Here is a 25,348-nt window from a genome sequence, read left to right as displayed (position 1 = left end):
CTAAATGCTAACTTCCCCCTCTAGGAAACTGGAGGGGATTTTTTTATGCCCTTAACATAATTCTTCTTTTTTAATAAAATCAAGCATATATGAAATCAATTTCTAACTTTCATACACACACAGAGCTTTGCCATCATGCAAAAGGACAGCCGGTTGACTATGTTAATCAGGCTATTTTGGAAGGCTGCACTGCTTTGGGGTTTTCTGACCATTGCCCATATCCGGAAGATTTTTTTGACTACTGGCCGGAAATAAGAATGACAACAAAGGAGGCTTCTGAATACAGCGAATGGATTGAAGAGGCAAAAGAAGCAGCGATGTTTCCTATTTACCAGGGCTATGAATGTGAATGGGAAGAATCCTTCGTTGGCTGGTATGACGAACTTAAGGCGGATTTTGGAGCGGACTATCTTGTTCTTGGCTCGCACTGGGTTACAGACGGTTCAAGCCATATTTATATTCCCGATGTTGAAAGCCCTTTGCTTTTGAATAAATATATTGATCAGACCATAGAAGGAATGCGGAGCGGCCATTTTGCTTTTCTTGCCCACCCGGATTTGTTTATGGCAGGCTACAAGGAATGGGACGATCAGGCAAAGGCTTGCAGCCAGGCGATTTTGGATGCGGCTTCCGATTTGGATTTGCCTATTGAAATAAACGGTCTTGGAATAACCAGAACTCCAAATCATACAAAGCGCGGAATGAGATACCCTTATCCGTTTGTTGAGTTCTGGGAAATGGCTTCTCTTACAAATGTCCGTGTAATATGCAATTCCGATGCCCACAATCCGCAGGATGTTATCATGAACGCCTGGAAAGCTAGGGATTTTGCAAGCCGCTTTGGAATTGAGCCTTTGGAGCTTCCGGATTTTTGTACTGATTAAAAACAAGAATTCCGCTTTTCCTTGAATCTATCAGGCTGAAATTTTCCGGGCAATTTATAAAAATTTTTGCGTCTGGAAAATTCCTGCAAAAAACTGTTTCATAAACAATACCGTCTACAAGATTTTTGTTGAACGCTTCTGTAAAAAGTTTTTTTCCGCCGATTAAAAAAATATCGTCCGGGCAAAGAAAATCAAGCGCATTTAAAGCTTTTTCTATAGAAGAAAAAAAGAAAAATTCATTGTCTATGCGTTCTATTTTTTGCGGGGCGGCGTTTCTTTTTATTACAATGTTCAGCCTGTTTTTAAGCGGAAAGGGCAGAGTCTTAAATGTATTGAATCCCATTATGACGGCTTTTTTTGCGGTCATATGTTTGAAGAAATCCATGTCTTCTTTGCATTCTTTTTGAAGCAAAGAGTTTTTTTTCCATGGAAGTGTTCCGTCTTCTAGCGCGAATTCTCCGTTAAGTCCTGAGGCGTAAATTGCATTCATTCTTTCACTGGTCCTTTTACCTTAGTTTATAGTTCATGAGATTTCAAGGTCAAGGCTTTTGCGCCAGGACAAACGCATTATAAATAATTTAAGTAAAGTTTGCGCGAAGGAACGGTTCTTTGGTCAAAAACACTCTGATTGTTGCGGCCGCATGAGCGGGGAATTCTATAGTTACTTTGCAACAATCAGCGTGTAGCGCATTATTGCGCGATTTTGAACCAGAAAACCATGCATGGGAGCCAGTTTTATGCTGAATACATTTATAATGCGTAAGCCCTGTTTTGCGCGCAAGGTCTGTATTGCCATATTTTTGCAAATCAGAGATAATGTTAAGTATGAGAATTACAGATTTTATGAAGAGGCTTTTTCAGAAGTCTGGAAAGAAAAATGAAAACTCCGATTTGCTGGACAGAATAAATTTATCAATGAACCTTCTTGTACAGAAATCGCAAAATTTAAATAGCCAGTTTGATGAAGAAAAAAAACAGATAGCGGAACTTGCCGAGGAAGCAAAAAAACTTGCTGGTTCTCCTGAAATTTTTTCTGCAAAGCTTGAGCAAGACATCCTTGGAAACATTACGGCCGTAAGTTCAGCCTGCGATTCAGTTCTTTCAGGAAGCAATGAGTCTGCGGTAAAAGAAACACTTGCTTCCCTTAAAACTGTTTTGGCGCAAAGAATGGCATTAAAGTAAACTATAATTTTGAAAAAACATTTCCAAGACTTTCGTGCAGAACGAGGTTCGCAATTCCGTCGCTTGGAGTCGGGTCGCGGTTTATAAGCACGATATTTTCTCCGCGGAAATAATGAATCATTCCTGCCGCAGGGTAAACAGTGAGCGAAGTTCCCCCGATAATCAAAAGGTCTGCGCCGCCTATTGCTTTTATTGCGCCGCTTACAATTTCATCCTTTAGAGATTCTTCGTACAGAACAACGTCTGGCTTTATAAGGGAACCGCATTTTTCGCACAGGGGAAGTCCGTCTTGGTCTGAATGTGAAGCAATATATTTTTCATCATAAAACTCGCCGCATTTTGTGCAGTAGTTTCTAAGAACACTTCCGTGCAGCTCAAAAACTTTTTTGCTTCCTGCAGCCTGATGAAGTCCGTCAATATTCTGAGTTACGACTGCCAAAAGCTTTCCCTGCTTTTCAAGTTCCGCAAGTTTAAAATGCGTAATGTTCGGTTTTATTCCGAATACAAGAAGTTTTTCCCGGTAGAACCTGTAGAATTCCTTTGGATTTGAATGAAAAAAAGTCGCGCTCAGTATTGTTTCCGGCGGATAAGCCCACTTTTGATTGTAAAGCCCGTCAACGCTTCTAAAGTCTGGAATGCCGCTTTCTGTGCTGACTCCAGCTCCTCCGAAAAACACAATTTTCTGGGATTTTTCTACAATTTTTTTTAACTGTTCGATTTTTTCTTCCATAAAAACGCCTCCGTAATTCTTTTAAGTTGCCGTTTACATTTCAAGCGCGGAAAGTTCTTCCCATCTTGAGTACGCTTTTTCAAGCTCCTTTTCTAGGTCTGTGTATTCTTTTCCAGCCTTTGAGGACTTTTCGTAGTCTGGACAGGCCATAAGTTTTTCAAGCTCCGGCTTTTTGTCTTCAAGCTCAAATATGTGCTGCTCAAGCTGCTCGAATTCCTTTTTTTCCTTGAACGACATTTTGTTTTTTTTCTGATGGACAGAAACCTTTTCCTGTTTTTCTTCCTGCTTGGATTGTGATTTTTGCTGTGCGCTTTGTTCCTGCTGAAGATCAAGATATTCAGAGCATTTTCCCACAAAGCCTGAAACGCTTCCATCGTTTTCCATTATAAACATTGTATCGCAGATTTTGTCCATAAAGTAGCGGTCGTGGCTTACAACTAAAAGACAGCCCTTGAACGAAAGCAAAAACTGCTCAAGGATATTCATTGTAAAAATATCAAAGTCGTTTGTAGGTTCGTCCAAAATCAGAAAATTCGGATTGCTGATTAAAAGCCGCACAAGATAAAGCCGCTTGCGCTCTCCACCGCTCAAAGTTCCCACTGGCGAATGCTGAATTTTTCCTTCAAAGCCGAATTGCTCAAGAAAGAGTGGCGCGCTTAAAACTGTACCGTCATTCATTTTCATAACGTCCGCCGCTTCCTTTATGTATTCAAGAACAGTAAGCTCCGTGTTTTCAAAATGCGGATTTTGCTCGTAGTATGCAATCGAAGTGTTTTCGCCTTTTACAACTTCGCCGGAATCTGGCTGGATTTTCTGCGTGATTATATTTAAAAGCGTGGTTTTTCCAGAGCCGTTACCGCCGAATATTCCGATTTTTTCGCCCTTGTTAAAATTGTAACTAAAATCCTTAAGGACTGGAAAAGAATTTTCAAGGCTGCTTTTGCCCGAAGATGCGAATCCTTTTTGAAAATTCTTTGTGATTTTATGAAGCTCTAGAATTTTTCCGCCGAGCCTTCTTCCTTCAACTTCAAAAGTAAAGCCTTTGTCTGCGGAAAATTTTTCGCGGTTTATTAAAGCCTGGTCCCGCTGGATTCTTGCCTTTGCCTTTGTTCCGCGCGCGCATGGTCCTCGCATAAGCCAGTCGCGTTCAAACCTCAAAACGGATTCAATGCGGCGTTCTGTGTTCGCTTCAATCTGCGCTTCTGTCTGCTTTTTTTCAAGGTAAGTTGAATAGTTTCCTGTGTAAAGCTTTATCTTGTTTCGCGCAAGTTCATAGATATTGTTGCATACTGCGTCTAGAAAGTAGCGGTCGTGGGTTACCATAAGAACTGACCTTTTTGTTTCGGCAAGATAATTTTGAAGCCAAAGAATTGTGGAAATGTCCAGATGGTTTGTGGGCTCGTCCAAAAGAAGCAGCTTTGTGTCTTCAACAAGAACTTGTGCAAGTGCGACTTTTTTTATCATTCCGCCTGAAAGCTCGCCCATTTTTCGGCTAAGGTCGTTTATTCCAAGCGTGGTAAGAATTGACTTTATCTGGGACTCGTAGTTCCAAAGATTGTCTTTTTGCATTTTTTCGTTCAGGGTGTTGAACTTTTTCTGGGCTTGCTGCGAGTTTGTTTTTTGAAGCTCGTCGCAGGCTTCTTCATATTCGCGGATTGTCTTGAGCTTGGGACTTTGGAATTTGAAAATGTGGCTTTTTATTGTGTCATCCTTGCTGTACAAAGGATTCTGTGCAAGAAAAGAAACTCCGGCTTCTTTGTTCAGCACAACAGTTCCTTCGTCTGGAGAAAGCAGTCCCGCAATTGTGTTGAGCAAAGTTGATTTTCCAGTTCCGTTGCGTCCTATAAGAGCCGCCTTGTCTCCTTCGTTTAAGCCGAACGTTACTCCTGTAAACAAAGGTTTTTCCCGTCCGATTTTTGCAAGGTTATTCACAGATAAAAGATTCATGCCGAAGATTTTAGCAGTTAAAAAGTGAAGTTTCAATTGCAATGTAAATGGGTAGACGCTGGGCAAAAGTTTTGTTATTATACACACATATTTTGCGCGACTAGCTCAGTTGGTTAGAGTACAAGCATGACACGCTTGGGGTCTTTGGTTCGATTCCAAAGCCGCGCAGTTTCCCGCTGCCAGAAAAAATGGCTGTTTTTATCAGAACTCGATATTTGACTTATTATATTTCTTCCAAAAAGAGCATAAAATGGATTATTCATACATTCTGAAAACATCAAAAGTTTTGCCGGAAAAACTTGCGGAATTTGGCTTTGAAGAAAAAAACGGCTCTTATTTTTGCAGAAAAAACATTCTGAACGGCGATTTTTATTCAATAATCGAACTGAAAGGCAACTTTCTTACCGCTAAAGTTTTTGAATCCGGCTCAGATGAGCGTTACGTTCTGTTCGATGTGGAAAATGCAAACGGAAGTTTTGTAGGCGAAATAAGAAACCAGGTTCGTAAAATTATTGAACTTTTCCGCTCCCAATGCTGCAAGACTTCGGACACAAAGAAAAAATACATGGACTTTATTCAAAATAAATTTGGCTGCAAAGGCGACAATCCATGGTCAGATACGCCTGAAAACACAGTGTTCCGCTGCAAAAACAAAAAATGGTTCGCCCTTATTATCAAGATAAAATTTTCCCGGCTCGGGCTCTCTGGCGATGAAGAGGTTTTTGCCGTAAACCTGAAAGCCAACCCCAAAATAATTCCAGAAATCACAGACAAAATCACGGTTTTTCCGGCGTGGCACATGAACAAAAAATACTGGATTACAGTGCTTTTGACAGAAGCGGCCGACTGGGAAAAACTCTGCGCGCTGACAGAACAAAGTTTTGAACTTGTAAACTCAAAAAAATAAACTTTTTTTCATTCTGCGCATATTCTCAAAACATTCCGGATTTTCATGTTGACTTTGTTTTATCCGCCAATCTTGATATAATAAGAAGAATAAAATTTTATCTTAATTCAAACTGATTTACGGCTTACAGCCACACCAGTTTTCGGAGGCAAAAATGAAAATTGCGGCGACTTACGATATTTCAACAGATTCTATTTTTCAGCATTTTGGAAAAACACAGAATTTCAAGGTTTACACGATAGAAAACGGAAAAATAGCCGATTCAAAAGTTATTGACAACGGAGGCTTCGGACACCACGACCTGGCGACATATCTTAAAAATCTTGGAATCGAAATTTTGATTTTGGGAAACCGCGGCCAGGGAGCAATCGACGCATTGAACAATGCCGGCCTCAAACAGATTGCAGGAATCACAGGAAATCCGGACGATGCGGTAAAAGAGTTTCTGGCAGGAACACTAAAAGACAATCCGGATGCAAAGTGCGACCATCACCACGGAGAACACAACCACGGACATCCAGAAAACACGCATACAGAACAACCAGTTTTTACGCCGGTAAAATAAAGTCTATCTGGCATTTTTTCGCGGCAACATGATTTTTCCATACAAGACAACAAAAATGACAAGCGAACTTTTAGAAAATCTTGAAAAACTTCACACAACGGAACTCGGCGTTGTCCGCATAAAACGGAATCTTGGACTTATGACCGATGATGTTATTGGTTGGTGCAAAAACACAATTCTTTCCGCGGCAAAAAACATTGAAAATGAAAAATCTGGCGAAAACGATGGAAAATCCGCCAATAAAATCTTCCGTCAGGGAAAAAACTGGTACATAAAAACAGACGGCCGCACAATCACGGTGAACGCGCACAGCTACACGGTGATTACAGCGCATAAGGGAAAAAAACATTCTTGACTAAACGTACGAAAATATGCACGTTCTAAACATGGAGATATTTTATGTCAATAATCACAGCAACTGCAACTCAGGAAACGCTTTATCTGTGCTCTGTTCCGGGAATGAAGAAATCCATCATCGAAGCTAGCAAAGAGTCACTTGAAGACAACGTTGAGGACATCGGCTGGTAATGTAGACAATAAAATATTCCAAACAGGCAGTAAAAAACACCAAAAAGATTGAACAGTCAAATTTAAAGCAGAACGTGATAAATCTCATTGAAATCCTGAAAATCAACCCATTCCAGAATCCTCCACCTTACGAAAAACTCATCGGCGACCTGACCGGATTTTTTCCCGCCGAATAAATATTCAGCACAGACTAGTCTATGAAGTTTTTCAGACTGAAAAAAATCGTCCATATCCTCAGAATGTGGACGCATTATGAATAGGTAAAAAAATAGTCAATGAGTATTTATAAAAAAATCTGAGTGTCCAGGAACTTTCCGTACCTGAAAGGATTCTTTTGACTGAAAATTTGAACATAAATAGATTCTAGACTTTTTTCATTAAATAGAATATTCTATAAGGATTTGAGTGCTAATCTTGAATGGTAGGTTTGGGGCATATTTTTATTTATTGGAGTTGCTATGTATTCTTATGTACCCAAAAACGAAAGCCGAAGATTCAGAATTTTTTGTTCTGATAAATTAAATCAACTGAAACAAGATTTGAAAAACAAAGGCTACGAAGTTGATTTCTATCTTGTCGGTAGCGGGATGAAAAATCTTGTTACAAGAAATGAAAATGAATCTTTTGACCTCGACTATAACATTGAATTTCTAAATGTGTCAATTTCGCAGTTAAATCCACAAGAACTGAAGAATTACATAATGTCATTTTTGAATAAGATCACTGTTGAAAATGAGCCTGTTTTTCGAAATTGCCAAGATTCAACATCGGCAATTACATCTCGTCTTGTATTTGGTGGAAAATTGCAGTTCAGCTTTGATGTCGCTATATTAGCGAAAAACAAAGACGGAGACTTTTGCAGATTAATTCATAACAAGAAAGCAGATGAAAACTCATATCACTGGGATAAAATTCCTAAAAGCAAGAAAGTTTATAAAAGATTTGAAAAATTGAAATCGGCGGGGCACTTTAATAAACTTCGCGATACCTACTTGGATAAAAAGAATTTTTATTTAATCCATAATGACCATTATCACTCTTCATTTACAATATTCAAGGAAACTGTAAATCAGACATGGAGTAAGTATTACAGAAGCTGAAATTCTCAGTGAGTTTTGGTCAAAAAGTCAGTAAGTTTTTAAAAATTCTCACTGACTTTTAAAAAATTCTCAGTGAGAATTTTGACTTTTGCCAAAGAGTTCAGGGCAAACGCATGTAAAAATTTTTTGTTTTAAATCTCTAAACTACTATTTAAAAAATGCACAAAATGGTAAAATTCCCCTTGGGTGGAATTATGCTTTTAAGAGAAAGTCTGGAAGAAATAGACGATTTTAGAGTAAAAAGGTGCAGGAAGTTTGAACTGGCTGATATTTTCCTGCTGGTTTTGTTCGGGCTGCTAAGCGGCATCAAGGACATTGAGCACATAGCTGAATGGGCGGAGGAAGCGGAAGAGTCCATCAAGGGGCTGGTGAAGTTTGAGTTCGGTCCGCCAAGTGCCGACACAATTCTCCGGGTTTTCAGAAATGTGAACGCAGATAAAATCGAGAAAGTTTTTATAAAGTGGGCTCATGGAATTTACGAAAAAGTAAAAATTGAACCGGACAGAACAATTGTTGCCATCGACGGAAAGACGATGTGCGGCTCAAACAAGGTCACGGGAGCAAAGGGAATTCACATTGTAAGTGCATGGGCAGATGAACTGTCCCTCATTCTTGGGCAGGTAAAGACAGATGAAAAGTCAAATGAAATCACTGCAATTCCTGAGCTTCTGGAACTGATTGATATAAGGGGAATGATAATCACAATCGATGCAATGGGCTGCCAGAAAAAAATCTGCGAGAAAATTAAGGAAAAAAAAGCAGACTATGTTCTTTCTTTGAAAGGAGATCAAAGCACGACACACGAAGCCGTAAAAGACTTTTTCTCTATGGATGAAAAGGAGCTTGCAAAATACGGAGTTATAAAAAGCGAAAAGGAATGTAATCCTGACCATGGACGAATTGAAAACAGGCAGTATTACCTCTGCACGAACCTGTCGTGGCTGGAGAATAAAGATGAGTGGCCGGGACTTAAGGCTGTTGCCATGGCACGGGAAGAACGGACTGTAAATGGAAAAACTTTCACAGACATCAGGTTTTTTCTAACTTCACTTGATAACATTGAACTTGTGAAAAAATCAATTCGACTACACTGGGGAATTGAAAACCGCCTTCACTGGTGTCTTGATATGACTTTCAATGAGGACTACAAAAGGCACCGAAAGGATCATAGTCCGGAAAACATGACAGTTATGCGCCGGCTTGCATTAAATATCTTACGCCAAGCAGAAAAACCGGAGAATAAAAAACAGGACAGTTTAAGCAAGCGCACGATCTGGTTTCGGGAAAACCGCCAGTTCCGCCAAACGGTTTTAAGGCTCCTTTAAAATTTCACACTTTCTGTAATTTTATCAGAAAGTGTTTTTACATGCGTTTGCCCTGCCAAAGAGTTCCTTTGATATAGAAAAGGAGCGTTTTTTGTGCTATATTAAAAGGTGAATTTTTAGCAGATATTAATTTCTATTTTATTATAGAAGAGATATAGAATAATGAGTGTTGGAGAAAGAAAAACTAAAAAAGATGTCACTTTAAACGCTCCTTTAAATTATCAAGATAAACATCAGTTTTCATTTATAGATTTATTTGCTGGTCTTGGAGGCTTTCATTTAGCAATGCAAAAACTAGGTGGTAAATGCGTTTTTGCAAGCGAATTAAAGGAAGATTTGAGAATTCTTTACAAGGAAAACTATGGTATTGACTGCTTTGGGGATATAAACAAAGTCGATATTGATAAAGATATTCCAAAAAAGTTTGATATGCTTTGTGCAGGATTCCCTTGTCAGCCATTTTCAAAAGCTGGAAAACAACAGGGATTCAATGATGAAAAAGATAGAGGCAATCTCTTTTGGAAAATTATGGATATATTAAAGGATAAAACACCTGAATATATTTTGCTTGAAAATGTCCAAAATCTTCAAACACATGACAATGGAAATACTTGGGAAGTTATAAGAACAAATCTAGAAAAGTTGTATGATGTCAAATGCGATATTATCTCCCCTCATAATTTTGGAATACCTCAACATAGGAAGCGTATCTATATAGTAGGTCGCTTAAAATCAAAGGGCGGTCTAAAGGATTTTAAATTTCCTCCGCATGAAGAAAAAGTTGAATGTAACATTAAATCTGTCATAGATGAAAGTGACGATGATTTTCTATCATTACGAGAACAAACGCGTGTACATTTAAAAGCCTGGCAAGAGTTTCTTGATTTACTTACTAAAAACAAAATCTCAATTCCCTCTTTTCCAATTTGGGCTATGGAATGGGGAGCTGATTATGAATATGAAAAAACTCCGCCTTGTCGTCAGAAAAGAAAAACTCTTGAAGGAAGACGCGGAAAATTTGGTGTTGTCCTGCAAGGTAATTCTGCTGATGATATGCGTTTGCAACTTCCCATATATGCCCAAACTGTTATGAAGCCTAATGAAGAATTTCCTGTTTGGAAAAAGAACTTTATAAAATGGAACAGGGAATTTTATAATGAGCACAAGGATATATTAGATTCTTGGTTACCAAAGATTCAAAAACCAGGCTTTGAAAACAGTCATCAAAAATTTGAGTGGAACTGTGGAATCGATAAAAATGCAAAACCAATTCTTGATAACAAAATAATACAGTTTAGGCCGTCTGGAATTCGTGTAAAACTTCCAACATACTCACCAGCACTTGTTCTTACAACAACTCAAATTCCTATTTTCCCTTGGATAACAACACCAGACGGAAAGCAAGGACGATACATGACAAAAAAAGAAGCCGCAAAACTACAAGGCATGGAAGAACTTAAAAATGTACCGAATACAATTTCCGAGGCATTCAAGGCTTTTGGAAATGCGGTAAATGTTGATGTCGTAAGACGAATTGCAGAAAATCTTTTGGAGATAAGATAATGGCAAATGAAGAATTGGATATAAGACCAGAAGCTGGCATTTTGGGCGTGTTCTCACGATTAAGCTACAAGGCTTGGTATGCCATTGCTGAATTTGTGGATAATTCAACACAGTCATTTTTTTCAAATGAGGCAAAATTAAAGAAAGAAAAAATAGGACAAGTTCACGTACAAATAAAATATCTTCAAAATGAGAATGAACTTATCATAACAGATGATGCTTATGGCATGGAAATTGAAGATTTTAAAAGGGCTGTAAAACTTGATTCAAAATCAGACCATCCTGATACCCGAAATGAATTTGGAATGGGGTTAAAGACTGCTGCATCTTGGTTTGGTGAGATATGGAGCGTAGAAACAACTCAACTTGATTCCGAAAATAAATATTATACCGAAGTAAATATACCTTTGTTACGTGAACAGAAAATTAATTCTGTAAAAATTCAAAAAAGCAACTGTCCCAAATCAGAACATGGTACAACTGTCCATATAAAAAATCTTACAAAGCAAATATCATCAAAAACTCGTGACAAGATTTGTACTTTGCTAGAAAGTATGTATCGTCGTGATTTGGAAAGTGGAAAAGTTACTATAGAGTTTATAACCGGAAATAATTCAAAACAACTGTCGTTTACTCCCTATGAACCACTTTCATATAAAGGTGAAGTATGGAAGAAAAATATCGACTTCACCTTTGAGTTTAAAAAGAAAGCCTATAAAGTCAAAGGTTTTGTTGGTATTTTAAAAGACAGAAAAGCGGGAGGAAAAAGTGGCTTTACAAATGCCGGCTTTGCATTGTTTAGGCGAAATAGAGTAATCATTGGTGGTGAAGGACAAAATTATAAACCTACAGAAATTTTTGGTGAGGCTCAAAGCACAATATCACATAAATTATATGGTGAAATTGATCTAGATGATTTCCCTGTAAATCAGGCAAAAGACGGTTTTGTTTGGGATAACGGTCTTGAAGATGAATTTTTGAAATCGCTAAAACCTAGAATAAAGAATATTATATCTTTAGCTTCAAAAACAGTTCAAGAACGTAACGATGAAAATGTTCTTTCCGAAGAAACTTCGAACAACACTTTGGAAAAAGTACAGCCCTATGCAAAAAAAATATCTGCAATTAATACCGGTCATATCAATTTATCCTCTTCACAAACTAAAACTCCTGAGCAAGAGTTATTTGATGAATATATAGTTGAATCAAATAAAGAAGAAAAATTAAGCGAATCAGTTAGAGAATATCCAATACAAATGAATCAGATTCAAAAAACTGTTTTTAGAATCTCATGGAAACAAGCCGATTCAACAAATTGGATAGATGTAAAGACTGACACCGATGATTTGGTGGAACTTTATATAAATATAAATCATCAGTTCTTCAAGCCTTTTTCAAAGAATCCTGACTTTCAACCTATAATAGAAAAGTTTGTCATTGCATTTATGGCAGCTGAAAAGAAAGCTAAATTGGCTGGTTCAGATGGAAAGATTCCGTCAACATCTATTAGAAATTTTCTGAATGACTTCTTATCAGTGGTAGGTGAATAATTATGGAACAATATGAATTTGCTGACGAGAAACTTGAACCAGTAATCATTGATGGAAAATATTATCAAAGAATTCATAATAAGCACATAAATAGCTATGGCAAGAATGGTGCTGATAATATAGCAGCTAATGTAATCAAAATATTTCAGAAAATAAAAGGGCAGCTTTCTGAAAATACAAATCACAACTCCTTGTTAGTCGGTAAAGTACAGTCTGGAAAAACATCAAATTTGGAACTGTTTTCCGCATTAGCTTTTGATAATGGATATAATTTCTTAGTCATTTACGGCGGTTATGATTCAAAACTATTGGGGCAAACTACAAAAAGATTTAAGAAAACTTTTGATGCAGAAGATACCGTAACATATGAAAGTGATAGTCCGGCAATTTTTTCAACAGAAGAAAAAGAAGATATAACAAATCTGACGGAAGATATTATAAATGACTTTATTGAGCTAAAAAAGCCTATTATCCTGATTTCTATGAAGCGTCCACCTGCAATGAAAATTGTAAATAACTTTTTATCGCAGTTGGATAAAAATCGCTTAAAATCTTTTGTTATCGATGACGAAGGAGACCAGGCAAGCTTAAATACAAAAAAAGACAAACAAAATGATGCTTCCGCAACGTATGCAGAGATAAAGAAAATAAAAAATTTACTAAATAATCCTCTTTATCTTTCAGTAACTGCAACACCACAAGCTAATATCTTTTTAGACAAATGGAGCGAATTACGGCCAGCATCTATATGGCTTATAAGTCCAGCAATTGGTTATGATGGTGCTTTGCAATATCATTTGAGTGACAATAATTCTATACAAATTATTGACGATGATGATTCGTTTGATACAACAACAATCTCCAATTCTTTGCGTGAAGCAATAAACTATTTTATTATCACTTCTGCAATGAAACTGCTTCTTGAAAGCAAAACTAGAACTTATTCTGATATGATTGTTCATACGGCCAAGGAAAAAGCTGAACATAAACGAGTATATAATCAGATAGATTCTTACATCGACCAAATGCAATTGTCATTCAAAAATAATGATGAAAATAAATTTGAATTTCTAAATGAGTTCAAATCAACTTTTGATAAATATTTTTCAGAGCCTGACACATTCGACTCAATCAATGATGTTATCCCTAAGATAGTAAAATCTATTAAGTTGATTTTACAGAATTCAGAAGGGAAAGAAACCCAGGCAAATCCGCAATTATTTACGCAAAAGATTTTTATTGGTGGAGATTTATTGCAGCGTGGTTTAACGTTTGATAATTTAATTACAACTTATTTTACTCGATGGGCAAAAAAATCTGGGAATATGGATACCACTCTCCAGCGCGCAAGATGGTTTGGTTACAGAAGCAAGTATTTCCATTTATGTAAAATCTTTACAAGTTCACCTATTGCACAGGAATTTACGAATCTTGCAGAAATCGATGAGGATTTGTGGGAACAATTTGCAGATATTGAAGTCGGTAAAATGAGTATAGATGATATTATCATATCTGGCGAAAATACGATATTAAGACCTACAAGCCCGAATAAGGCAAAGTTCCAAAAAATTAAGTTTAAGAAACGTTGGGTTATTCAGCGTTTTATTGTTGAAGACCGCTCTATAATAAAGGAAAATGCCGCAATAATTGATAATTTGATAAATAATTCAAATTGGAAAGAAACAAAAAATGGAAGTCAAGTTGGTCAAATTACTGGATATTACACTCTTTTAAAGGCAGAGTCCATGAAGGATATTGTAAAAGCTGTTAAAAATGTATTTGAATATGAGCCATTTCAAAAGGATGCCTTGTTAAAATTACTTGATACAGATGAAGTTGTATTAATTCAGATAGGTGACATAAAAAAAGAGTCTCCTAGATTCCGTTCTCTTTACAAAAATGAGCCGAGAATCAAGCCTCTGCAGCAGGGAGCTAGCAGTCTCAATAAAGATAAATCTGCATTTTTAGGCGATAGATTTGTCTTAATAGATGAGAATAAAGTTAATATACAATTGTATAATGTTGCTCCGGGAAATGATAAGAATAATTATGACACATCCTTAATTCAATATATGTTCGCTATCTATGTTCCAAAAGAAAAAGTTTATTTTACAAAAGGAGAAGAAGATGAGTTTGTTGAATAAAATTACAGATGCAATAAATGACGCTCCAATAGATAATAAACTTTATTTAATTGAAAAATGTTCTGATAGTGCAGGATTTTTTGTCAATAATAAAAAACTTATTTATATGGTGAAAAATAATGATTCAGTTGTGAAAAATTCCCTTGAAACAGAGTATTTACATCTCCGTTCAAATGCAAACATCCTTTCGGTTGAAAATTTACAGAATTTTGATTCAGGATTTTATAACCTTATTGAATATAAGATTTCATTTAATGAAAATATATCAGCCTTTGAATCTTTTATAAATCTATGCTTGGCACATATAGAATTAATGGATTCAAAAAACTTTGTAGAGTTTTTTAATTCCTTGGTCGATTTGTTTCAAAATGTCGGTAAAGAAAAAAAACAAAATATTTTAGGTTTGTTTGGTGAATTATCATTAATATATTATTTTTATACGAAATTTAGCATTAATCTATCATCATATTGGCATACGTCAGGAACTTATTCAAAATATGATTTTTCTGTGAAAAACAAAAATATCGAAGTTAAAACTTCTAATTCAGTAAATAATGTGCTAATTAAACATTCGCAGCTTTTCAATAGCGATTCAAATTATTTGGCGATTTCCATAGTTGAAAATAACAATTCAGGCATTAGTTTAAAAGAATTGGAAGAGAAACTAAAAGATATTGATATAATAGCATCTGATTTTAATTTCATAGTTAATCTAGAAAAAGAAAAATCACGACTTAATACAGCAGACTATTCTAATAAAAAGTTAAAACTTTTAGACATAAATATTTATGACTGCAATATAATAAATCCATTTAATACGTTGCCAGAAAATATTTCTGATATTGAATATCGAATTGATTTATTAAGTTATAATAAAATCAAAAATGAAGATATAAAACATCTTCTTAATTTGTAAAGAAAAACGCCTAACAAGAAGTTCAAAGCCGACAAACCGGTCAAGCCGGTTTGCGGTTTGATATGTTGTGCCATTTGTCAACATAAAAAACTCCTTTTGAGAAAAAATATAAAAAAAAACGGAAGGAAAGCGATAGATCGGCACATGGCCATTCTGATATACGTGGATTCGCCTGAAAATCAGGTTTACCGACAGGTCAATGGTCCGCCTGGAATTCTTTCTCTCTAACTGCGAGCATAGGAAGTTAAAAAGTTTCCCGCTCATAAACCGCTCGAAGATAATTCCTTAAATGCTCACAAATTCCTTCCGTTATGATACAAGTTAATTTTTCGCCAGAATATCTTTAGCGAAAGTTTCATCCCGCAGGTGATTTGATTTCATTGCGCAATAAACTCCTCGACCGTTTTTTGAATGTCGGAAAGCTCCCCCTCATCAATTTTGTTCAAGGCAGTTTTCCTGTTGTCAACAAAATTCATCATTCCCCAGACAAAACATGCAAGCTCCCTTGCCCCCGCCGTCGTTACTAGATTGTAGGGGAGCCCTTTTTGGGAAAGATAAAGCATTCTTTTTCTGAGCCTGAGCGTGCACTTGTCCGCGTAAGAAACGATGGCGGCGGACGCATTTTTCTGCCGCTCTTTTTACCCTGACTGATTTTGCCGTGACAACAGAATGCATTCTAAGGCTTCCCGCACACTCAACAAGAAGACTTCTGACTCTTGAATTCCCAGCCTTAGTAATCGCCGTGTGCCGTACCCTGTTTCCGCTTGAATCCTCGCCGGGACAAAGTCCTGTAAAGCTTACGAAGGACTTCGCCTTTGAAAAACGGGAAAAATCCCCGATTTCCGCGACAATCGAAATGGCGGAGACATAACTGATTCCAGAGATGCACACCAGGGCATCAATTTTTTCCCTCACTTCATCATCCTTGCAGAGTTCCAGAATCTTCGCCTCAATTCTCTGAACTTTGTCCATGAGCGTTATTACTTCGGCGTGATATTCCTCAAATGATTCCTGAAGCCACTTGTCAGCGAAGTTCATCGTCCTGAGCCAAGCCATGTGAGCCTGCGTCCAGTAATGGCCGCTCTGAGGATAAGGCAAGCCCATTCGCAGCAGGAAAGAAAGGAGGTTCTGCTTTGCTTTTTTGAGCATGGTGATTTTTGCCGTCCTGACCCGTGTATATTCCTTTATCGCCTCAAGTTTTTCAGAAGGAAGGCAGACAGGGCTGTAGGTTTTGAAGGCGAGAGTCTTTGCAAGAAGGCGGGCGTCCATCCTGTCTGTCTTGACTTTCTGACCAGGTGCCTTTGCTATTGTCGATGGGGCGATAATGACGCAGGCGAAGTCTTCTTTTTGAAGTTTTCTGCAAAGTCCGTATCCTGTGGGACCTGCCTCGTATCCAATAAGAAAAACTGCATCTTGCCCGACTGATTTTTGAAGGTTCTTCAGGTAGTGAAGCGTGTTTTCAAATTTGGAAGAGCTTTTGTGCTCCGCGAATAATTTGTCTTCACGGCTGTCATAAGCACAGAAAGAATTTGTGTCCTTGTGCACGTCAATTCCGACATAGATTACTTTTGTGTTCTCTGTTACATTGTTCATTGTAGTGCTCCTTTTTGCATGAGGCAGGTCATGCTTGTTGTTTTCTATTCCAAGTTTACGACCGAACCCTCGATTCTGCAAACCTGGTGGCACTACATATTGTCTAACTCATTGTTAGGCGGACGGCTCACTGAGCCGCTTTTGGAGGAAAATTATGGGGTTCCGATATAGAAAAAGTATAAACTTAGGTGGTGGATTTCGAATCAATATTAGTAAATCTGGAATCGGTTATAGTTGGGGAGTAAAAGGCTATCGAATAACAAAAACTGCTAGAGGAACAGTTAGAAGAACTACATCAATTCCAGGAAGCGGAATTTCCTTCACAGAAGAAACAGGAAAAAATAAACTTAACCATCAACAACAATATACACCAGCAATAGATAATAATCATTATGATACACAAAATATTGAGAATACTGTTACAAATGAATTTGTTTCAGAGGGATTAGAAGATATCTTAAAATCAGCACATATATCTATGGTTTTAAATAAACTTTCAACCATTCTATTTTGGCTTGCTTTGCTTCTTGTTTTTTTGAAACCTATTTATGCAATATCATCTCTCGTTTTCATATTAATGAAAATCCTTGTAAAAACACTTGGCCGAGTTAGATTAGATTATGTAATAGACGAGGATCAAAAAGAAGTTGTAGAAAACAGAATTAATGAAATGCTAAAGCTAACTGAATGTAATAAAGTTTGGAGACTAATGCAATCAAGTAAAGTTATTGATAAAAAATACTCATCAGGAGCATCCACCACTGTAGTTCGAGTTTTGTGTCAAATGTCCTCTAAAACGCCATTTCCCTTTAAATCAACAGTCAAAGCCTCTGTTTTTAAATCTGGTAAAGAAACACTAATTTTTCTACCTGATAAACTATTTCTAATTCAGAAAAATAAAATCGGAGCATTAAACTATTCTGACATATCCAGCGAAGTAAGAACGACAAGGTTTGTTGAATCAGAATCTGTTCCTAAAGATTCAATAGTTGTTGGGAGTACATGGAAGTACGTAAATAAATCCGGTGGACCTGATAGACGTTTTTCAGATAACAGGCAGATTCCAATCTGTGAGTATGGCGAAATTGAATTAACTTCAAATACGGGATTAAACACGCTCTTAATGTATTCAAACCCTAATTATTCACCGAAAACAATGTTTTAGTTATAGAATCTCATATGAATATGGAAAAATGATAATAAGAAAAGGATTTCTAGATGGTTTACAAGAACATAAAGAAACGAACTTTTGAAATAATACAAGCAAGTACAGAACATGATCTTGCAAGTAAAATTTTTGATATTTGTTTGATAGTTTTAGTAAATCAAAAAGAATCTGAATCTTGCCTTGAAAATCTTACACAATGGGCAAATCAGAATTCATATAAAAATGTTTCTGCTGGCGGAAGTCTTGGAGAATGGGTATATCGGACAAGAAAAAATATTTTTAAATATGAATATCCAGAAGGATTTGAAAAGCCTGACGGAACAAAACCTGATATTATAATGTCGCTCTCGCCAAATGCAGCGCAGGACAAATCAAGATGGCGTATTCCTGCGGAATTTCCTTGCTGCCCAACTGAACTAACTGAAACTCCGTTGCAGGATTATTTTGAAAATCTAAAGCAGGGAAAAATATTCAGCAAAACCAAGCAGTATTCTTCTTCCGTATTAGAAACTGCATTGCATGAAGATATGATAATTGTAAAAGGAGAAAGTCGCGAAATAAATGCGATAAAGCCGTGGAGTCTCTGTACGATTACTTTTGAGAACAATCTTTTTGTTCACAGAGTTTATATGACCTGCTTTGAAAAAGATGGGGCAGACAAGTTTTTTCTTGTTCTTCAAGGTCGAGAAAATGAATGGACTGGTGGCACTGTTTTTGATGAGCTTTGCTGATATTTATGATATGATTGTTCAAGGAGATTTTAACTATGAAAAAACTGATTTCAATTTTTACTTTGCTGTTTGTTTATTCGCTTTCTGTTTTTGCAGGACCGTTCGGGCTGGATATGGGAATGACGCTTGAAGACGTTACAAAAGCCTGCGGAGGAAATGAGACGGAATATATTTCTGATGACAGGTATTACATCCAGCCTGTAAAATCGCATCCTCTTTTTGAAGGATACGTCGTCTGGATTAGCGAAACAGAAGGTTTATATTATATAAAAGGAATAAGTCGCGAGATTCAGGCAAACAGCTACGGAACGGAAGTCAAACAGGAATTTGCAAAACTGCTTTCTCCGCTTGAACGCAAATATGGAACGTTTGCTAAAATTGACAAAATTTCAAAAGACAGCCTTTTCCAAGATGAAAAATATTGGATGACAGCAGTTGCAGAAGGTTCAAGAACTTTTGAGTTTCATTGGACTGCTGACGAAAATAATTTTGAGAAATTCGGCGGATTGACAACAATTTCTATCGGCATAAGAACGCAAGCGACATACATCACCGACAAGGCATACATTTGGATTGAATACGGTTTTGCAAATGCAGTCAGTGCTTTTGACAACTTGGATGATGTGCTGTAATTTTGCTTACGGATAAAACAAACACGAAACCGGAAGAAACCCCACCGCACGTTTAACAACAATGATGCGAGCGGGGAAATTACATTTTTGAACATTATGCATTAATCATCACGCATTACAAATTGCCATTCATCTTCCTCATCTCCGCACGCAGAAAAATCACTGCAACCACGAACGAAACCGCATCGCTTATAAGCGCGCTCCAGAGCATTGTCACAATATTCTGGCTTACGGTCGCAAGGATTATTGAGGACGGAACAAAAATAATAACGTCGCGCAGAAGAGCCAGCAAAGTTGACTTTCCGCTTTTTCCGATTGACTGCAAAATTATCGACGTGGATTTTATAAAGCAGGTCATTATAATTCCGCTTAAAAAGATTCTTACGCAGAGCCGGGCATATTCCATGTATTCAGGCGAGTTGCCCTTTCCAAAAATCGAAATAACCATATCCGGCAAAAATTCAAAAATCAGGAAAACCGCGGTTCCCATTGCAAGCACAAGACGCAGAACCACCCGGACAGTTTCCTTCACGCGCCCGGAGTTTCCTGCTCCCATATTGAATCCGATTATCGGCTGACCGCCCAGACTTATTCCAATCACAACCGAAATTACGATTCCAAAAACCTTCATCACAATCCCGACTACGGCAAGAGGAACTACAGAACCGAACGCAACTCCTGTGCTTGCGAAAGTTTCATATCCATATCTTGAAAGCAGATTGTTGTTCACAGCAATTACAATCACGATTGAAAGCTGAACGATAAGAGAGGCCGCTCCGATAAAACAAATCCGTCCCAGAAGGAAAAAATCAGGTTTCATGCTTTTTAAATTGATGTGAAAATTCTTTGAGCGAAAAATATACGCAATGCTCATTGCAAAAGTCAAAACCTGCCCTATTACAGTCGCAACCGCGGCGCCTTTTACGCCCATGTCAAACACAAAAATAAAAACCGGATCCAAAACAAGATTAGAAAACGCGCCTGCCAGAGTGCAAGCCATCGCAAACTTTGGAGAACCGTCCGCGCGGATTGCGCCGTTCATTCCCTGTCCAATCATGTAAAAAGGAAGTCCCATGCAAATCACCGTAAAATACTGGTCCGCAAAATCATAGCAAACCTTTTCATTTGGATTCGCGCCGAAAATTCCAAGAATCTGTTTCTTGAACAAAAATCCCGACGCGCACAGCAGAACCGAAAGAACAACCAGAAAAGAAAATCCGCTTCCGACGCACCTGTCCGCCTTTTCATTGTTTTTTTCGCCCAAAGCAAGACTGAACATTGCCGCCTCTCCGTCGCCCACAAGAAGCGCGAGCCCCAGAGCCAGAACCGTAAAAGGATAAACAATATTTGTAGCCGCATTTCCCGCCGCACCCGCGCTGCTCCACCCTATAAAAATCTGGTCAACAATATTGTACAGCGCCGCGACCAGCATGCTGATAACACAAGGAACAGCAAAATGCCGCACAAGCCGCCCGATTTTTTCACTCCCCAAGTCATAACTTTTCATAAAATACCTCAAGAAAAACGCAATCCGCAAAAAAAAAAGCAGCCAAAAAACGTGTCCGAACTGGACTTACGCTTTTAGCTGCTCGTTAGATAGATTGCTTTATTTTTATTTATTGCCGCCCATATTACCAAATTTTTTTATTTTGTGTAAGCGATTGGGGGAAGGATTTTTCCACAGAGTTTTAGGGCGTTACGGTCGCTCTGGTTGCTTCGCGCCTTCGGACGGCGCTCTCAACCGCCGCGACCGCCGGGCTTTTCAGGGCTACGGCTTACGCCTCCGACCAAACGCAAGCGTTTGTTTTCGCACATTTTTTTCAAAATGCGCTCACCCTTCCAATCCCTAACGCTTGTTTTATTTATGTTGTTTTCTTAAAGATTCGACAGCTTCTTTTATTCCTTTTAAATCCTTGCTTCTTGACCATTCTGTCCAGAAATCAATTGTTGCACTGTTTGGTTTTACTGTTGGCTCATTTACAATTACTCGACTAGGCAATAAAGAAGAGTCTCCAACGATAAGTGCCTCTCCTACATCTAATATTGGCAAAACATTTGTAAAATCACCTAAATTATCTGGAAGTAAATGCTGTATTACATTCTGATCTTCAGGGTTTGTTAAACGCATAGCTATAAAATTTCCACATTGACTTAAAATAGTTTTGTTTACATCTGATGGTCTTTGACTTATAACTACAAGTGAAACTCCATATTTTCTACCTTCTTTTGCGATTCGTTCAAAACTTTTAAGACCTCTCTCCTCTATACCTTCTGAAATTTTATTAGGAAGATATAAATGCGCCTCATCACAAAATAATGCTATTGGCTGTCGCTTATCATCTGACATCCATTGTTGAATTGAAAAAATCAATCTACCAATAAGTCCTGTTATTAAAGGCAATATATCTGCAGGAACTTCTGAAAAGTCAATAATTTTCAGACCTTTTTCATTTCCAAAATCTAATAGTTTTTCCGCTAGACTTTCAAACCATTCATACTTTTGCAATTTATCATCTGAATTGAAAATAAAGTTCAGACGTTTATCCATTAACTTACTTTCTAATCGTTGAACGAATCTTGTCAATTTTCCATTTAACGGACCTTGCTTTTCACTTCTTGCACCTTGAACCATTTCTGAATCTAATCGTTTTAATTCTTCTAATACTTTATTTATTGAATATGGAACAGGGCTTTCAATTGTGAAATTTGCTAACACATCATTTTTATCCTCTGATGTAAGTTTTTCTTTTTTATACTCGATTATTAAATCAAATAATTTTCTTGCTTGGTTAGGGGCATTACTATCACTTCGGTCAAGTAAAAATGATTCCATTTCTTCGTATGATAAAAGCCAATATGGAAGAAATATAACTTCATCAGAAACACTGTCTGCTGGTCCTGCAATTTTTAGCAACACTGTATTTTCTAATTTAACCAAAGGAGTGTATTCGCCATGCAAATCAAATACAATTCCATTTACAGATTTTAATTTTGAAGCCTGTTCCAATATATTTGCCACAGTCCAAGACTTTCCAGAGCCAGTACCACCAACAATAACCGCATGACGTTGGAAAAACTTATTACCATCAAGATTTGCTTCAGAATCATCAGATATTGTATATCTTCCTATTTTAAGAGGGTTATCGGTATCTGTTGAAATAGATTTCATGAAAGAAGACAAGTCATTTCCTTGCAAAAGCCAACAATTAGCATTTACACAAGGAACTGTATTCAAACTTCTTTTAAAAACGTTTTCTATATCTCCCAATTTTTCATACAAAGTTCCAACAAGATTTATTTTCAACAAATTTTCGATAACAATAGATTCAGAATTATCATCAATTCCTTCTGCTACACCCTTTCTCATTATCTTTGATATTAAACCGATAATTTTTTCATTTGTTTTTGTAGAAGCAATCTCAACAATTTGATTTACTTGAACACTGTTCAATAAGTCTTCTTTTTCAACGCTAATTATAACAGTTCCAGTATCAACACTTAAAACTGTTCCTATAGAATCCTCATTTGATTTCATTATAAAGCCTCCATAAAGTTATTTAATTGCCAAAAATCTCCATCTACTTCTATAGTTTCTTCAGAAGAATCCATTCTTTTTTTATAAGAAATTTTTGTTTTTCTACACTCGCTCTCTTCTAAGCATAAATAAAAAGAGGCATTTTCTAGCTGTTTTTTAGTTGTATCAGTTAATTGCTTTGTCAAGATAACTATAGGGCAGCCTTTTTTTTATTTTAGTTGTTATCTGAGGTGTAAGATGTTCATCATTAAAACCAAATCCAACAACTAATAGACTTCTTGAATTCTTTATAATTTCGTCAGAATTTTGAATCAATGTTCTATAAGGTTCAGCAAATGCTTCTTGAAATTTATTTTTTCCCGGCGGAATGATTTTGGGGTCAAAGTTATTATTTCCATGAAAATATCTTGTTTCACCATTTATATAAAACCAGTTTAAAGAACCATGAACTTTTATTAATTTTACAAAAGGACTCTTTTTCTTTTCCGAGAATAATGTTTCATCAAAAACAGATAATAAACGACCAGAAAAACCATCCGTATAAGAAATATTATTCAATGCCATAGTATTTTCTAAAACCCTATCATAATTTGTTGTAATTATATTTAAAATGTTAGGATGTGGTTCTGTGAATTTCTCTATCAATTTTTTTACACCTATATATGTATCTGATTTTTCTAAAATATTATTTAAGAAAGACACATCTTTTTCTGCAATACATTCCCATATACATTTTCTAATCTCTGATATATGAGGCTCATATTTAGTTTTTCCCAATTCATTTTCCAAATTTGTACTATCTTTATCAAAAAAACTAAATTTTGCTTTTAGCATATTATTCAAGTCATTCATTGAAGGCAACCCACAAGCAATTGTTGCTCCAGATCCCCAAATTATAACAGGAGGGTCTTTTAAATATTCTTGAATAAGTTTATAAATTTCATTTCTTTTCATTAATTTATATTCTCCATTTTTAGAAGTATTCTAAATATACATTTCTTTAAAGCACTTAATCTCGTTTGCAATATGCTCTCGCCACATAGTGGAAGTTACAATGTTTTCAATTGCGGCACATCTGTCATAAAAATTCATAAAGTCTGTATGTGAAATTCTCACTCCGTTATTTTTTGCTGATTTTACAACTTCAAGCAATTTGATTAATTCAGAGATTGTTATTGGAATTATCTTTTGCTTTGCTCCCTCATATTCATATTTTACAGAAAACCAAAATGTGTTGATTGTGTCGTTATGTATTCTTGGAGCGACAAAAAGGCAATAGCTCGGAACTGATGTATTCTTATTTTCAAACTCACGTAGATGCCGCATGACTGGCTGACCTTCATTAAACCACTGGTCTCTTCCAGTAAGCATTGTTACCTCACATATCGACTGGAAATTTTCGTAATAACATTCTATATCGGGAACTTTTGCAGGTGCTGTAAATGTCGGCTCATTATCGTCACCAAGCGGCGAATTTGGCTTTATAAGAGTTGCGTCATCAATGATATTGAGAGCGATATTCGCCCATTTTTCCAATGCGATAGACGGTTTTATTCCAAGCTTATTTATATTTTTCAAAGCGTTTTCAGCTTCATCAATCTTGGCAATATCATTATAGGTATATTTCAGTTTTTCATTCTGTAATGACAAACGCTCTTTTCTCAAATTCTCAATCTGAATTTTCAACTCTTTTATTTCTGTTTTTAATTCAATTGCAAATATTTCTTTTCTTAGTTCTATTTTTAAACCGTTTATTTCATCAGAAGCTATTTTTTGAAGATTCTCCACAGATTCAAAAGGCAATGTATATCCGTAATAATCGCCGATATAAGCGTAGTAGCTTTCTACAGAATAATAGTCTGCCTATCCTGACAAATCAGACAAGATAGCGTTTATTTCCAACATTCGTCTTGGCTCTAAATCTATGTAATATCCACCGCCACGAATATAAATGTATTTTGTCAATCGCAAGCAACGGATTATATTATCTGTATATTCATGAATATTTTCCTGCGGATTTTTAAAATCTCTTAGATACTCATTTATGAAATCCTTGATATAAATTTCTTTTTCAGAATCATTCAATTTGTCTGTTTCTGTCCTAAAGCAAAGCAATTGTTCTGCAATGTTTTCAACCTCTTCATAATTTGTAATAGACAAGGCAAAAATTCCAAATTCAAGTTTTGAAATTCCTTTTTCCTTTTATAGTCTTTGTAGAATTGGGCATTGCATGCATACTTCGCATGAATCAAAGTTTATTCCTTCTTAACGAACGTGCTAAAAATAAAAAACAGCAGATTTAATTTCAAGCTTTATTTTTGTTATCACAGGGCAAACGCATTATAAAT

Annotated in this window: 24 protein-coding genes, 1 tRNA gene and 1 pseudogene; 16 read left to right on the top strand and 10 right to left on the bottom strand. The window is 36.6% G+C overall.

Translation table 11 applies throughout. The annotated features are described in order from the left end of the window. Positions 1–89 precede the first annotated feature (89 nt). Positions 90–884 carry a histidinol-phosphatase gene (locus TRESU_RS00630; RefSeq protein WP_013700399.1) on the top strand — a complete coding sequence of 265 codons (795 nt, stop codon included), beginning with the start codon at positions 90–92 and terminating at the stop codon, positions 882–884. Here the strand turns inward: TRESU_RS00630 and TRESU_RS13945 are convergent. Continuing rightward, positions 820–1,374 (bottom strand): dihydrofolate reductase, encoded by a 555-nt coding sequence (locus TRESU_RS13945; protein WP_013700398.1) that lies wholly within the window; start codon positions 1,372–1,374, stop codon positions 820–822. The genes TRESU_RS00630 and TRESU_RS13945 overlap by 65 nt on opposite strands. Before the next feature lie 335 nt (positions 1,375–1,709). On the opposite strand from TRESU_RS13945, the gene TRESU_RS00620 reads away from it, so the two are divergent. Continuing rightward, the gene (locus TRESU_RS00620; protein WP_013700397.1) at positions 1,710–2,066 is read left to right on the top strand and encodes a hypothetical protein; all 357 of its coding nucleotides are present in this window, start codon (positions 1,710–1,712) and stop codon (positions 2,064–2,066) included. 1 nt (position 2,067) lies between these two features. Here the strand turns inward: TRESU_RS00620 and TRESU_RS00615 are convergent, their stop codons facing one another. Together TRESU_RS00615 and abc-f are read right to left on the bottom strand one after the other, a co-directional pair. After that, positions 2,068–2,796, bottom strand: a complete 729-nt coding sequence (locus tag TRESU_RS00615; protein ID WP_013700396.1) for an NAD-dependent protein deacylase — start codon at positions 2,794–2,796, stop codon at positions 2,068–2,070. Positions 2,797–2,829: 33 nt separating this feature from the next. Continuing rightward, positions 2,830–4,743 (bottom strand): ribosomal protection-like ABC-F family protein, encoded by a 1,914-nt coding sequence (abc-f, locus tag TRESU_RS00610; RefSeq protein ID WP_013700395.1) that lies wholly within the window; start codon positions 4,741–4,743, stop codon positions 2,830–2,832. 94 nt (positions 4,744–4,837) lie between these two features. Between abc-f and TRESU_RS00605 the strand changes: the two genes are divergently transcribed. The 5 genes from TRESU_RS00605 (at position 4,838) to TRESU_RS15755 (ending at position 6,743) form a co-directional block, all read left to right on the top strand. Further along, positions 4,838–4,911: transfer RNA gene (locus tag TRESU_RS00605), tRNA-Val, on the top strand. 82 nt (positions 4,912–4,993) lie between these two features. After that, on the top strand, positions 4,994–5,650 hold the full coding sequence (locus TRESU_RS14530) for an MmcQ/YjbR family DNA-binding protein (RefSeq protein ID WP_013700394.1): 657 nt from the start codon (positions 4,994–4,996) through the stop codon (positions 5,648–5,650). A 154-nt stretch (positions 5,651–5,804) separates the two neighbouring features. Beyond that, positions 5,805–6,215 carry a NifB/NifX family molybdenum-iron cluster-binding protein gene (locus tag TRESU_RS00595; protein ID WP_013700393.1) on the top strand — a complete coding sequence of 137 codons (411 nt, stop codon included), beginning with the start codon at positions 5,805–5,807 and terminating at the stop codon, positions 6,213–6,215. Between the two features lie 55 nt (positions 6,216–6,270). Further along, the gene (locus TRESU_RS00590; protein WP_041612110.1) at positions 6,271–6,570 is read left to right on the top strand and encodes a DUF3781 domain-containing protein; all 300 of its coding nucleotides are present in this window, start codon (positions 6,271–6,273) and stop codon (positions 6,568–6,570) included. A 44-nt stretch (positions 6,571–6,614) separates the two neighbouring features. Further along, on the top strand, positions 6,615–6,743 hold the full coding sequence (locus tag TRESU_RS15755; protein WP_273355159.1) for a hypothetical protein: 129 nt from the start codon (positions 6,615–6,617) through the stop codon (positions 6,741–6,743). A gap of 62 nt (positions 6,744–6,805) precedes the next feature. Here the strand turns inward: TRESU_RS15755 and TRESU_RS15275 are convergent, their stop codons facing one another. Further along, positions 6,806–6,973, bottom strand: coding sequence for a hypothetical protein (locus TRESU_RS15275; RefSeq protein ID WP_174255854.1), 168 nt, complete (start codon positions 6,971–6,973; stop codon positions 6,806–6,808). A gap of 228 nt (positions 6,974–7,201) precedes the next feature. Between TRESU_RS15275 and TRESU_RS00580 the strand changes: the two genes are divergently transcribed. The 6 genes from TRESU_RS00580 (at position 7,202) to TRESU_RS00555 (ending at position 15,341) form a co-directional block, all read left to right on the top strand. After that, positions 7,202–7,843, top strand: coding sequence for a hypothetical protein (locus TRESU_RS00580; RefSeq protein ID WP_013700391.1), 642 nt, complete (start codon positions 7,202–7,204; stop codon positions 7,841–7,843). Between the two features lie 167 nt (positions 7,844–8,010). Further along, entirely contained in the window at positions 8,011–9,168 is a 1,158-nt protein-coding gene (locus TRESU_RS00575; RefSeq protein ID WP_245535680.1) for an ISAs1 family transposase, read from the top strand. A 162-nt stretch (positions 9,169–9,330) separates the two neighbouring features. Next, a complete protein-coding gene (locus tag TRESU_RS00570) occupies positions 9,331–10,731 on the top strand; it encodes a DNA cytosine methyltransferase (RefSeq protein WP_013700389.1) in 1,401 nt (466 codons plus the stop codon). Further along, positions 10,731–12,281: an ATP-binding protein gene (locus TRESU_RS00565; protein ID WP_013700388.1), complete on the top strand. Its 1,551-nt coding sequence runs from the start codon at positions 10,731–10,733 to the stop codon at positions 12,279–12,281. Before TRESU_RS00570 ends, TRESU_RS00565 begins: the two co-directional genes overlap by 1 nt. Positions 12,282–12,283: 2 nt before the next feature. Further along, entirely contained in the window at positions 12,284–14,425 is a 2,142-nt protein-coding gene (locus TRESU_RS00560; RefSeq protein WP_013700387.1) for a Z1 domain-containing protein, read from the top strand. Beyond that, a complete protein-coding gene (locus tag TRESU_RS00555; protein WP_013700386.1) occupies positions 14,409–15,341 on the top strand; it encodes a PD-(D/E)XK motif protein in 933 nt (310 codons plus the stop codon). Before TRESU_RS00560 ends, TRESU_RS00555 begins: the two co-directional genes overlap by 17 nt. 462 nt (positions 15,342–15,803) lie before the next feature. On the opposite strand, the gene TRESU_RS00550 is transcribed toward TRESU_RS00555, so the two are convergent. Further along, positions 15,804–17,027, bottom strand: a complete 1,224-nt coding sequence (locus tag TRESU_RS00550; RefSeq protein WP_245535679.1) for an IS110 family RNA-guided transposase — start codon at positions 17,025–17,027, stop codon at positions 15,804–15,806. Between the two features lie 61 nt (positions 17,028–17,088). Here TRESU_RS00550 and TRESU_RS00545 point away from each other — a divergent pair, with 61 nt between their 5' ends. From TRESU_RS00545 to TRESU_RS13935, 3 genes are all read left to right on the top strand, one after another. Then, positions 17,089–18,099 carry a DUF4236 domain-containing protein gene (locus TRESU_RS00545; protein ID WP_013700384.1) on the top strand — a complete coding sequence of 337 codons (1,011 nt, stop codon included), beginning with the start codon at positions 17,089–17,091 and terminating at the stop codon, positions 18,097–18,099. Between the two features lie 143 nt (positions 18,100–18,242). After that, the gene (locus TRESU_RS13940) at positions 18,243–18,833 is read left to right on the top strand and encodes a hypothetical protein (RefSeq protein WP_148228224.1); all 591 of its coding nucleotides are present in this window, start codon (positions 18,243–18,245) and stop codon (positions 18,831–18,833) included. Positions 18,834–18,868: 35 nt separating this feature from the next. After that, the gene (locus TRESU_RS13935) at positions 18,869–19,465 is read left to right on the top strand and encodes a hypothetical protein (protein WP_013700382.1); all 597 of its coding nucleotides are present in this window, start codon (positions 18,869–18,871) and stop codon (positions 19,463–19,465) included. 115 nt (positions 19,466–19,580) lie between these two features. Here TRESU_RS13935 and TRESU_RS00530 read toward each other — a convergent pair whose 3' ends face one another. From TRESU_RS00530 to TRESU_RS00515, 5 genes and pseudogenes are all read right to left on the bottom strand, one after another. Continuing rightward, positions 19,581–20,972, bottom strand: coding sequence for an MATE family efflux transporter (locus TRESU_RS00530; RefSeq protein ID WP_013700381.1), 1,392 nt, complete (start codon positions 20,970–20,972; stop codon positions 19,581–19,583). A 351-nt stretch (positions 20,973–21,323) separates the two neighbouring features. Continuing rightward, positions 21,324–23,000 (bottom strand): ATP-binding protein, encoded by a 1,677-nt coding sequence (locus tag TRESU_RS00525; protein WP_013700380.1) that lies wholly within the window; start codon positions 22,998–23,000, stop codon positions 21,324–21,326. Further along, a complete protein-coding gene (locus TRESU_RS14805) occupies positions 23,000–23,185 on the bottom strand; it encodes a hypothetical protein (RefSeq protein WP_148228223.1) in 186 nt (61 codons plus the stop codon). Before TRESU_RS14805 ends, TRESU_RS00525 begins: the two co-directional genes overlap by 1 nt. Continuing rightward, positions 23,166–23,954: an SIR2 family protein gene (locus TRESU_RS00520; RefSeq protein WP_013700379.1), complete on the bottom strand. Its 789-nt coding sequence runs from the start codon at positions 23,952–23,954 to the stop codon at positions 23,166–23,168. Before TRESU_RS00520 ends, TRESU_RS14805 begins: the two co-directional genes overlap by 20 nt. A 30-nt stretch (positions 23,955–23,984) precedes the next feature. Continuing rightward, a pseudogene (locus TRESU_RS00515) lies at positions 23,985–25,190 on the bottom strand (AlwI family type II restriction endonuclease). Positions 25,191–25,348: the final 158 nt, after the last annotated feature.

Source organism: Treponema succinifaciens DSM 2489 (genome assembly GCF_000195275.1).
In the GTDB taxonomy this organism is placed as follows: domain Bacteria; phylum Spirochaetota; class Spirochaetia; order Treponematales; family Treponemataceae; genus Treponema_D; species Treponema_D succinifaciens.
This window is presented reverse-complemented; position numbering and strand designations above follow the sequence as displayed.

Coding starts and splice junctions, on each gene's coding strand:
- TRESU_RS15275 (WP_174255854.1), bottom strand. CDS start 6,973: ATGGACGATTTTTTTCAGTCTGAAAAACTTCATAGACTAGTCTGTGCT.
- abc-f (WP_013700395.1), bottom strand. CDS start 4,743: ATGAATCTTTTATCTGTGAATAACCTTGCAAAAATCGGACGGGAAAAA.
- TRESU_RS15755 (WP_273355159.1), top strand. CDS start 6,615: ATGTCAATAATCACAGCAACTGCAACTCAGGAAACGCTTTATCTGTGC.
- TRESU_RS00525 (WP_013700380.1), bottom strand. CDS start 23,000: ATGAAATCAAATGAGGATTCTATAGGAACAGTTTTAAGTGTTGATACT.
- TRESU_RS00620 (WP_013700397.1), top strand. CDS start 1,710: ATGAGAATTACAGATTTTATGAAGAGGCTTTTTCAGAAGTCTGGAAAG.
- TRESU_RS13945 (WP_013700398.1), bottom strand. CDS start 1,374: ATGAATGCAATTTACGCCTCAGGACTTAACGGAGAATTCGCGCTAGAA.
- TRESU_RS00575 (WP_245535680.1), top strand. CDS start 8,011: ATGGTAAAATTCCCCTTGGGTGGAATTATGCTTTTAAGAGAAAGTCTG.
- TRESU_RS00555 (WP_013700386.1), top strand. CDS start 14,409: ATGAGTTTGTTGAATAAAATTACAGATGCAATAAATGACGCTCCAATA.
- TRESU_RS00630 (WP_013700399.1), top strand. CDS start 90: ATGAAATCAATTTCTAACTTTCATACACACACAGAGCTTTGCCATCAT.
- TRESU_RS00590 (WP_041612110.1), top strand. CDS start 6,271: ATGACAAGCGAACTTTTAGAAAATCTTGAAAAACTTCACACAACGGAA.
- TRESU_RS00560 (WP_013700387.1), top strand. CDS start 12,284: ATGGAACAATATGAATTTGCTGACGAGAAACTTGAACCAGTAATCATT.
- TRESU_RS00595 (WP_013700393.1), top strand. CDS start 5,805: ATGAAAATTGCGGCGACTTACGATATTTCAACAGATTCTATTTTTCAG.
- TRESU_RS00520 (WP_013700379.1), bottom strand. CDS start 23,954: ATGAAAAGAAATGAAATTTATAAACTTATTCAAGAATATTTAAAAGAC.
- TRESU_RS00570 (WP_013700389.1), top strand. CDS start 9,331: ATGAGTGTTGGAGAAAGAAAAACTAAAAAAGATGTCACTTTAAACGCT.
- TRESU_RS00580 (WP_013700391.1), top strand. CDS start 7,202: ATGTATTCTTATGTACCCAAAAACGAAAGCCGAAGATTCAGAATTTTT.
- TRESU_RS00530 (WP_013700381.1), bottom strand. CDS start 20,972: ATGAAAAGTTATGACTTGGGGAGTGAAAAAATCGGGCGGCTTGTGCGG.
- TRESU_RS00615 (WP_013700396.1), bottom strand. CDS start 2,796: ATGGAAGAAAAAATCGAACAGTTAAAAAAAATTGTAGAAAAATCCCAG.
- TRESU_RS14530 (WP_013700394.1), top strand. CDS start 4,994: ATGGATTATTCATACATTCTGAAAACATCAAAAGTTTTGCCGGAAAAA.
- TRESU_RS13935 (WP_013700382.1), top strand. CDS start 18,869: ATGAAAAAACTGATTTCAATTTTTACTTTGCTGTTTGTTTATTCGCTT.
- TRESU_RS00545 (WP_013700384.1), top strand. CDS start 17,089: ATGGGGTTCCGATATAGAAAAAGTATAAACTTAGGTGGTGGATTTCGA.
- TRESU_RS00565 (WP_013700388.1), top strand. CDS start 10,731: ATGGCAAATGAAGAATTGGATATAAGACCAGAAGCTGGCATTTTGGGC.